Here is a 9,147-nt window from a genome sequence, read left to right as displayed (position 1 = left end):
AAAAAATCGGTTATTGGGTAGATCTCGAAGATCCTTATATTACCTATGAACCGAAGTATATGGAAACCGTTTGGTGGCTTCTGAAGCAACTTTACGACAAAAAATTACTCTACAAAGGTTACACCATACAGCCGTACTCTCCTGCTGCAGGTACAGGTTTGAGCTCCCATGAACTCAACCAACCGGGGACTTATCGTGATGTTTCCGACACCACTGTTGTTGCTCAGTTTAAAGTAAAAAAATTGAGTGATGCGCTACAATCTAAAATTGCGAATCTTGGATCTAAGGTAAACACGGATGAAATCGCAGGTGCTACTTGTGGTGGAGCTCTTCACTGGGCAGAATTTGATAAAGAAAATCAACTGCCAATCCATATTTTAGCATGGACGACAACCCCTTGGACTTTACCTTCCAACACCGCTTTAGCAGTTGGACGGGATATTGAATATGTTTTGGTGAAAACCTTTAATCAATATACTTTCGAACCCATTAACATCATTCTTGCCAAAGTTCTTTTGCAGAAGAATTTTGGAAAAAAATACGGAGTGGGAACCGATGAAGATTTCCAAAATTACACAGCAGAATCCAAAGTTATTCCTTATCAAATCTTAGCCGAATTCACAGGAGAAGATCTTGCAGGAACCGAATATGAGCAATTGATTCCATGGTTTTTGCCGGCAGAAAATCCTGAAAATGCTTTCAGAGTAATTATTGGAGATTTCGTAACCACCGAAGATGGAACCGGTATCGTACACATCGCGCCGACTTTCGGTGCTGATGACAACCGTGTGGCGCAGGAAAACGAAATTTCGCCAATGTTGATCAAGGACGAAAACGACAATTTAGTACCATTAGTCGACCTTCAGGGTCGATTTGCAAAAGGCGAAAACGTACCAGAATTATTCAGCGGAAAATACATTAAAAACGAATATTACGACGCAGGAACCGCTCCGGAAAAATCCTGGGATGTGGAACTTGCCATCCTTTTAAAAACGGAGAACAAAGCCTTTAAGGTTGAAAAATATGTTCACAGCTACCCGCATTGTTGGAGAACCGATAAACCTGTTTTGTATTATCCTTTGGATTCCTGGTTTGTGAAAATGACTGCCGTGAAAAACCGTTTGGTAGAACTCAACGAAACCATCAACTGGAAACCTAAATCAACAGGAGAAGGAAGATTTGCCAACTGGCTTGAAAACGTGAACGACTGGAATCTTTCGCGATCCAGATATTGGGGAATCCCACTGCCAATTTGGCGTAGCGAAGATTTGAAAGAAGAAATTATCATCGGTTCGGTGGAAGAACTGATGAACGAAATCCAAAAATCAATCGCGGCAGGTTTCATGGAAAAGAATCCATTCGAAGGTTTCGAAACCGGTAACATGTCGGAGGAAAACTATGCGAAGATCGATTTGCATAAAAACATTGTGGATGAAATTATCTTGGTTTCAGATTCCGGAAAACCGATGAAACGCGAATCCGACTTGATCGATGTTTGGTTCGACTCCGGTTCGATGCCTTACGCACAATTGCATTATCCTTTTGAAAATAAAGAACTTATCGACAACAAAAAAGCATTTCCTGCCGATTTTATTGCGGAAGGAGTTGACCAAACAAGAGGTTGGTTCTACACCCTTCACGCGATTGGAACTTCTGTTTTCGATTCAGTTGCTTATAAAAATGTGATGTCGAATGGTTTGGTTTTGGACAAAAACGGCCAGAAAATGTCTAAACGTCTTGGAAACGCGGTAGATCCTTTTGAAACATTGCAAAAATACGGTCCTGACGCGACAAGATGGTATATGATTGCCAACGCGAACCCTTGGGAAAACCTGAAGTTTGATGTGGAAGGAATTGATGAAGTCCGCAGAAAATTCTTCGGAACCTTGTACAATACGTACTCGTTCTTCGCGCTTTACGCGAATGTTGACGGATTTAATTATTCCGAAAAAGACATTGAAAACCGTCCGGAAATCGACCGGTGGATTCTTTCTGAACTGAATCTTTTGGTAAAAGATGTTACCGAATTCTACAATGATTACGAACCAACAAAAGTTGCAAGAGCGATCAACAATTTTGTGAATGACAACTTAAGTAACTGGTATGTAAGACTTTGTAGAAGACGTTTCTGGAAAGGAGAATATTCCGAAGACAAAATTTCAGCATACCAAACCTTGTACACTTGTCTGGAAACGATTGCTAAAATTTCGGCACCGATTGCTCCGTTTTTCATGGATCAACTCTTCCAGGATTTAAACAAAATCACCGGTAAAGATGAAGCGGAATCTGTACACTTAACCAATTTCCCTATAGCGAACGAAAGTTTGATTGATCAGGATTTGGTAGAAAAAACGCATCTGGCGCAACAAATCACGTCCATGGTTTTCTCTTTAAGAAAGAAAGAAAATATCAAAGTTCGTCAACCTTTGCAAAAAGTGATGATTCCTGTTTTGGATTCGAAAACGGAAGCTCAGATTGTAGCAGTTTCGGAACTCATCAAACAGGAAGTAAACGTAAAAGAATTACTGTTAATCAATGCTGATGAGGCTTCGCATCTGATTGTGAAACAGATTAAACCGAATTTCAAAACCTTAGGTTCGCGTCTTGGTAAAGACATGAAAACCGTGGGAGCGGAAATTTCTAATTTGAACTCCGCAGAAATTGCTGATTTGGAAAAAGACGGAAAAATCGAAATCCAAGGCTATGAAATCTCAACCGAAGATGTTGAAATCTTCACCAAAGACATTCCGGGTTGGACGGTGGCGAATGAAGGAAAAATAACGGTGGCATTAGATTTGACCATAACGGACGAACTGAAAGCTGAAGGAATTGCAAGAGAATTTATCAATCGGGTTCAAAACCTGAGAAAAGATAAAGATTTCGATCTTACCGACCGTATTTCAATTCAAATTGAGGCAAATTCGCCTTTTGAAAATGAACTTATTAACAATAATCTATATATTTCGGAAGAAGTATTGTCAGATAAAATAGAAATTGTAAATTCACTTTCAAATTTTGATGAAATAGAAATTGACGACGTGAAATTTAAATTATTGGTAAACAAAGTTTGATGTTGACAGAGATTTAATGAAGAATCCGAAATTCTCATCCCTCAAAAAACACAAACGATTTCAAACAAAAAAACATGGCAGAAGAAAGACAACGTTACAGCGATAGTGACCTTCAGGAGTTTAAAGAACTTATTCAGCAAAAAATAGAAAAAGCAGAAAAGGATTTAATGCTGATCAGAGAAAGCTTCATCAACGACCAGAATAACGGGACCGATGATACTTCGCCTACCTTTAAAGCATTTGAGGAGGGTGCAGAAACCCTCAGCAAGGAGCAGAATGCAATTTTGGCAGGAAGACAGGAGAAATTTGTGCGAGATTTGAAAAATGCACTCATCCGTATTGAAAACAAAACGTACGGAATCTGCAGAGTAACCGGAAAACTCATTGGTAAAGACCGTTTGAGAGCCGTTCCGCATGCAACTTTAAGTATTGAGGCAAAAAATATGCAGCGCTAATTTACGCTCTTCAACTGTTTACCCATTAGGTTTATAATGCACAGCGAAATCTTGCGTTATAAACCTATTTGAATTTAAAATTTGCTGTCTTTTGGAAGTCCTGCTGATCATTTTGGCCGTTGGTGTAATTATTTATTTTTTCAGAAATTCTGTGAAAAAACCTTTCCTTGCAAAGGAAGAAAAATACCAAAGTATCGACGACAGATACAATGAGGAAAGAAGAAACCGCGAGCTTGAAATCGACAGTCTGTTAAGCAAAATGGGCAAAAACGGCATACAGGATCTTTCGGAAAAAGACCGAAAACGCCTGGAAGAACTTTCAAAAAAATAAATCTAAGAATGGAATCATTAATTGTACATCCCAAAAACCAGATGGAACTCAACGCACTGAAAAGTGTGATGAAAGATATGGGAATCCGATATGAAAAGTTTCACACCAGAAACGCAAAAACTTCCCCAAAATTCGAAACCAAATCCGCTCCGAAAAAAGACACCAAACCGGGCAATTTCAAAAATAAACCAAAGACCGATCTGTAATGAAGAAAATAGCATTAATTACCTTCATCATCCTTTTAATCGATCAGGTTTCTAAATTTTACATCAAAACCACCTTTCATCTTGGCGAGAGTGTTGATGTTTTTCCGGGATTCAAGCTCACTTTTGTAGAAAATCCGGGTATGGCGTACGGCTTTCATTTTGGCGGCCTACTGGGTAAATATGCTTTGGTAATCCTCCGCGTTTTCCTCATTGGCGGCATGGTTTACCTGTTCAGAAAATGGCTGAAAGAAGGCATCCACAGCAATTACCTCCTCATCCCAATGGCGATGATTTTTGCCGGTGCGATTGGAAATTTAATTGACGGAATGTTCTACGGAATGATTTTCGACAGCGGCACGGTGTACGACGAAAGCGTGAACCACTGGATCGATTACGGCGGAATTTCGAAAGTGGTACCGTTTGGTGAAGGTTACTCGAATTTTATGAAAGGCTGTGTAGTCGATATGCTGCATTTCCCGCTCGTAGACTGGTGGGTACCGGAAAGCTGGCCACTTATAGGCGGCAAGCATATTGAGTTTTTCAAATACATCTTTAATGTTGCTGATTCTGCAATTACCGTTGGTGGAATTTTACTGCTGATTTTCAGAAAGAAAGCATTTCCAGACGGACTGGATTTTTAAAAATATTAAAGAAAAACTTCAGCAATTGTCTCAAGTTTTTTATTTCCCTATTTTTGCAAAACGCTTTTGATAAAGCAGTTTATCACTTATTTTTAACCAGAATTTTACAGTATATGTCACGAATCCTCACCGGAATACAGGCTACAGGAACACCCCATTTAGGAAACCTTTTGGGCGCAATTATTCCTGCAATTGAATTGTCGAAAAAATCTGAAAACGAATCTTTTCTCTTCATCGCCAACATGCATTCTTTAACCCAGATAAAAAATGCTGCTGAACTGAAAAAAAACACCTATGAAATTGCTGCTGCCTGGCTTGCATGCGGTTTGGATACAGAAAAGACTTTTTTCTACAGACAAAGCGACATTCCGGAAGTATGTGAACTTTCATGGTACCTTTCGTGCTTTTTCCCATATCAGAGACTTACTTTGGCGCATTCTTTCAAAGACAAAGCTGACCGTTTGGAAGATGTGAATGCCGGACTTTTTACCTATCCGGTGTTGATGGCTGCAGATATTCTGCTTTATGACGCAGAAGTGGTTCCTGTCGGCAAAGACCAGCTTCAGCATCTTGAAATGGCGCGTGATATGGGCGCGAGATTCAATCACCAAATGGGCGAAGTTTTTGTGTTACCGAATGCGGAACTTCAGGAAGACACCAAATATGTTCCCGGAACCGACGGACAGAAGATGAGTAAATCCCGCGGTAACATCATCAATATTTTTCTTCCGGAAAAAGAACTGAAGAAACAGGTTATGGGAATTGAAACCGACTCTAAAACTCTGGAAGAAGCAAAAGATCCTGAGACAGACAAGGTTTTTGCAATTTATAAACTTATTGCAACAGCCGATGAAACTGCAGCTCTGGAGCAAAAATATCTTGCAGGTAATTTCGGTTACGGACACGCAAAAACAGAGCTTCTGAATCTTATTCTGACCAAATTTGCAAAAGAAAGAGAACTTTTCGCTTACTATATGAACAATTTGCAGGAACTCGACGAGAAACTTCAACAAGGCGCCGATAAAACCCGAAAAGTAGCTTCAGAAACGCTGAAAAGAGTTCGTGAAAGTTTAGGAATGTAAAGAAACTTCGCAATAAAAATAAAAAAACCTTTCAGTGATGAAAGGTTTTTTTGTTAGAGCAAAGTCTTTATTTCCGACAGTTTTTTAATCACAGTAACGTCCGGAGCTTTATAATTATCGTTGAATACATCGAAGAAAATTACTTTTAGTCCGAAAGATTTACCGCCTTCAACATCGGCAATCCAGTCGTCGCCAATCATCATTGATTCTTCTTTTTCTGCACCGGCTTTGTTCAATGCATATTCGTAAATTTCTGGGTGTGGCTTTCTGATATTGATTTCGTCTGCACTGGTAATGGTTTTAAAATAATTCTTAATTCCGGAAAGTTCGCATTTGCGGTACGTTACCTCCATGAAACCATTGGAAAGTATGTGGAGTTGGTAATTTTTACCGGAAAGATATTCCAACAAATCGAATGCACCTTCCACCAGGTCGTTATAGTTTAGAATTTCATCAAGAAAATTGTCTTCAAAAAGCTGAGCGAGCTCGAGATCATCAATTCCGAAAAACAGGAATGAATCATAAAATCGATGTTTTCTGAGGTAATCTTTATCAATTTCACCATCTCGAATTTGCTCCCACAGTCTTTCATTAATGGTGAAATACTCTCGGTGGAAATCTTCAAAATTTAGGTTGTATTTTTCGCTTACTTTTTCTCTAATAAAAATATCTTTAAGGGTAAGATAAGCGTTGCGGCGGTGATCCCAAAGCGTATTATCGAGATCAAAAAAAATGTGCTGAATTTTCATACAGCACAAATTTAAGGATTAAGATTAGTTCTTGGAAACAATTTGGTTTTTAGTTTTGGATTTCAAAACTGCGATGCTTTTAGAATAACTTAAGAGAAAGTCGATTGTTTGTTTCTTTGGTTTCAAAAGTTTTTCGTTTAAAGTGTCAATTTTTTTCATAGGCGAAAAAGTTGTTTCCCTAAAAACGAAAGTTTTTTTAAAATATTATTATCGGGTTAAAATAATATGGTGTTGATCCATGATTTTTCTCAGGTTGATGAGCGCATAACGCACGCGGCCCAAAGTTGTATTGATGCTGGTCTCGGTTTGATCTGCAATTTCTTTAAAACTTAACCCATCGAAAAACCTCAGCTTGATAACTTCCTGCTGATTCTCCGGCAAAAACACCAGCATCCGCGTTAAATCGTGCTGAATCTGCTCGCTGATGAGTTTTTCTTCGATATTTTCTTCGTTACCGGAAATCAGATCAAAAATCGAAAATTCGTCGTTATCATAAGAAGTTTCTGAAACTTTAATATGTTTTGATTTTACACGGTAATGATCGATAATGAGGTTGTGGGCGATTCTTTTTGCCCAGAGAATGAATTTCCCTTCTTCGTTGTATCGGCCTTCTTTCAGCGTGACAATGATTTTCATAAAGGTATCCTGAAAGATATCGTTTGCCAGATCTTCATCCATCAACTTATAAAAAATGAAGGAGAAGAGATCTTTTTGATGCCGCTCTATAAGAATTGAAAGGGTTTTTTCGTTACCATTACGGTACTCGGAAATCAACCAGCTATCTGTATGTGTTTTCATAACCTACTTCTGTTTTGTAACCCGTACATCATCCCGATTATTGAATCAGGTTGTGTTTGACAGGCTTATTGTAAGAAGTAAAGTTTAATCGATAGCAATTGATTTATTTGGTGTGTAAAAATAGTAAAAAAGTTAATACTCTGTTAAAAATTAAAGAGAATTTAAAGATAATTTATTTTTTTAACAGATCATTTAACATTACAAGCGGAAGATTGAGGGTAAAATTTATATTTAATCCTTTTAATTCTTTTCCGTTAATTCCCGATTTATCGATTGGGAATGCGTACCCTCCGGTTAAGTCGATGATTCCGAACAAGGTCGCTCCGATTTTAGGTGCGATATATTTTGTTGTAGCTTCTGCTCCTGCCAGAAAATAATAGGAATGATATAAATCGACATTTCTTTCAAAATTGATTAATATATCACCCTGTATTTTCGGTAGTACAGCAAATTTACCATTAGCCGAACCTAGCAATGCGGCAGCTCCGACACGGTAAATCGTATCATCATTTTCTAAAAAAAGCAACCTCCCGCCCAGTTCTGCAAAACTCTGGTTCTGGTAAACATAGCCCACATGAATGAGTTTATGCATGGTAAACTGCGCCTTTGCAGATTGGTTCGCAAGCATTATCAGCAGTGCTGTAAATCCCAGAATTTTCTTCATTGTAAGATTTTAGATGGTGGTAAAGGTAAAAAAAACTGCTTTATCCTTTCGAATAAAGCAGTTTAAAATAATATTTTCTGGGATTAAATCCCGAACTCTTTTTTAATATCGTCAACCTTATCCAATTTTTCCCACGTGAAAAATTCCAGGTTGTCAATAATTTTCTGGTTACTTTTTCCTTTGTTGAACGTTTTACTTCCCACATAATACTCTCTTCCCATGTGGCCATATGAAGCAGTTTCCTGATATATCGGATTTCTAAGTTTCAGGTTCTGCTCAATCGCGTAAGGTCTTAAATCGAATATTTTCTGAACTTTTTCGGCAATTTCACCATCATGGAAATTCACTTTTGAAGTCCCGTAGGTATTAATATATACACCACAAGGTTCTGCTACACCAATCGCGTAAGAAACTTGAACCAAAACCTCATCGGCAACTCCTGCAGCAACTAAGTTTTTTGCAATATGTCTTGTTGCATAAGCCGCACTTCTATCCACTTTTGAAGGATCTTTTCCGGAGAATGCACCACCACCGTGGGCTCCTTTTCCACCGTAAGTATCAACAATGATTTTTCGTCCTGTTAAGCCGGTATCTCCGTGAGGTCCGCCGATTACAAACTTCCCTGTAGGGTTAATGTGATATTTGATTTCATCATTGAAAAGCGCCTGAATTTCAGGCTTTTGTGCAGATCTAACTTTCGGGATAAGAATTTCGATGATATCTTTTCGGATTTTAGCAAGCATGGCATCATCACTTCCGAACTCGTCGTGCTGCGTAGATACAACGATAGAGTCGATTCGTACAGGTTTGTGATCATCAGAATATTCTATGGTTACCTGAGATTTGGCATCGGGACGTAGATATGGAATGGCATCGCCTTCTCTTCTCAAAGTTGAAAGTTCACGAAGAATGGTGTGTGCCAAATCCAAAGCCAGCGGCATGTAATTTTCGGTTTCGTTAGTAGCATAACCAAACATCATTCCCTGATCTCCGGCGCCTTGCGCATTAGCTTTTGTTTCAAAATCTGCATTATCATCAGCACGCTCAACTCCCTGATTAATATCTGGCGATTGTTCGTGAATCGCAGAAATTACTCCACAGGAATCTCCGTTGAACATATATTCGCCTTTCGTATAGCCAATTTCGTTGA

At 38.7% G+C, this 9,147-nt stretch carries 10 protein-coding genes; 6 read left to right on the top strand and 4 right to left on the bottom strand.

Translation table 11 applies throughout. The annotated features are described in order from the left end of the window. From ileS to trpS, 6 genes are all read left to right on the top strand, one after another. Nucleotides 1-3,071, top strand: a 3,071-nt coding sequence (ileS, locus tag V5N63_RS00115; RefSeq protein ID WP_332031928.1) for an isoleucine--tRNA ligase, incomplete at its 5' end; no start/stop codon positions are given. Nucleotides 3,072-3,145: 74 nt separating this feature from the next. After that, nucleotides 3,146-3,526 (top strand): TraR/DksA family transcriptional regulator, encoded by a 381-nt coding sequence (locus V5N63_RS00110; RefSeq protein ID WP_055042304.1) that lies wholly within the window; start codon nucleotides 3,146-3,148, stop codon nucleotides 3,524-3,526. Between the two features lie 91 nt (nucleotides 3,527-3,617). Next, a complete protein-coding gene (locus V5N63_RS00105; protein WP_088468190.1) occupies nucleotides 3,618-3,857 on the top strand; it encodes a DUF6576 domain-containing protein in 240 nt (79 codons plus the stop codon). An 8-nt stretch (nucleotides 3,858-3,865) separates the two neighbouring features. Further along, nucleotides 3,866-4,063, top strand: coding sequence for a DUF2683 family protein (locus V5N63_RS00100; protein ID WP_088468191.1), 198 nt, complete (start codon nucleotides 3,866-3,868; stop codon nucleotides 4,061-4,063). Beyond that, on the top strand, nucleotides 4,063-4,704 hold the full coding sequence (locus tag V5N63_RS00095) for a lipoprotein signal peptidase (RefSeq protein ID WP_265143617.1): 642 nt from the start codon (nucleotides 4,063-4,065) through the stop codon (nucleotides 4,702-4,704). The genes V5N63_RS00100 and V5N63_RS00095 overlap by 1 nt, the downstream gene beginning before the upstream one ends. 113 nt (nucleotides 4,705-4,817) lie before the next feature. Then, nucleotides 4,818-5,786, top strand: coding sequence for a tryptophan--tRNA ligase (trpS, locus tag V5N63_RS00090; RefSeq protein WP_332031924.1), 969 nt, complete (start codon nucleotides 4,818-4,820; stop codon nucleotides 5,784-5,786). Nucleotides 5,787-5,839: 53 nt separating this feature from the next. Here trpS and V5N63_RS00085 read toward each other — a convergent pair whose 3' ends face one another. The 4 genes from V5N63_RS00085 to metK all read right to left on the bottom strand — a co-directional run. Continuing rightward, nucleotides 5,840-6,535, bottom strand: a complete 696-nt coding sequence (locus tag V5N63_RS00085; protein WP_332019337.1) for a YjjG family noncanonical pyrimidine nucleotidase — start codon at nucleotides 6,533-6,535, stop codon at nucleotides 5,840-5,842. Nucleotides 6,536-6,742: 207 nt separating this feature from the next. Then, the gene (locus V5N63_RS00080) at nucleotides 6,743-7,333 is read right to left on the bottom strand and encodes a sigma-70 family RNA polymerase sigma factor (RefSeq protein ID WP_088468195.1); all 591 of its coding nucleotides are present in this window, start codon (nucleotides 7,331-7,333) and stop codon (nucleotides 6,743-6,745) included. 172 nt (nucleotides 7,334-7,505) lie between these two features. Further along, nucleotides 7,506-7,997, bottom strand: coding sequence for a hypothetical protein (locus tag V5N63_RS00075; protein WP_332019338.1), 492 nt, complete (start codon nucleotides 7,995-7,997; stop codon nucleotides 7,506-7,508). Nucleotides 7,998-8,080: 83 nt separating this feature from the next. After that, on the bottom strand, nucleotides 8,081-9,147 hold a 1,067-nt coding region (metK, locus tag V5N63_RS00070), incomplete at its 5' end, for a methionine adenosyltransferase (RefSeq protein ID WP_332031921.1).

This window comes from Kaistella sp. (assembly GCF_032060305.1).
Classification (GTDB): Bacteria; Bacteroidota; Bacteroidia; order Flavobacteriales; family Weeksellaceae; genus Kaistella; species Kaistella yananensis.
Note: the sequence above shows the minus strand (reverse complement) of the source record. Positions and strands in the feature narration are given on the sequence as shown.

Bases quoted from the DNA above. Each gene is read 5' to 3' on its own strand.
- V5N63_RS00100 (WP_088468191.1), top strand. From the start codon at position 3,866: ATGGAATCATTAATTGTACATCCCAAAAACCAGATGGAACTCAACGCA.
- V5N63_RS00110 (WP_055042304.1), top strand. From the start codon at position 3,146: ATGGCAGAAGAAAGACAACGTTACAGCGATAGTGACCTTCAGGAGTTT.
- V5N63_RS00085 (WP_332019337.1), bottom strand. From the start codon at position 6,535: ATGAAAATTCAGCACATTTTTTTTGATCTCGATAATACGCTTTGGGAT.
- V5N63_RS00075 (WP_332019338.1), bottom strand. From the start codon at position 7,997: ATGAAGAAAATTCTGGGATTTACAGCACTGCTGATAATGCTTGCGAAC.
- V5N63_RS00095 (WP_265143617.1), top strand. From the start codon at position 4,063: ATGAAGAAAATAGCATTAATTACCTTCATCATCCTTTTAATCGATCAG.
- trpS (WP_332031924.1), top strand. From the start codon at position 4,818: ATGTCACGAATCCTCACCGGAATACAGGCTACAGGAACACCCCATTTA.
- V5N63_RS00080 (WP_088468195.1), bottom strand. From the start codon at position 7,333: ATGAAAACACATACAGATAGCTGGTTGATTTCCGAGTACCGTAATGGT.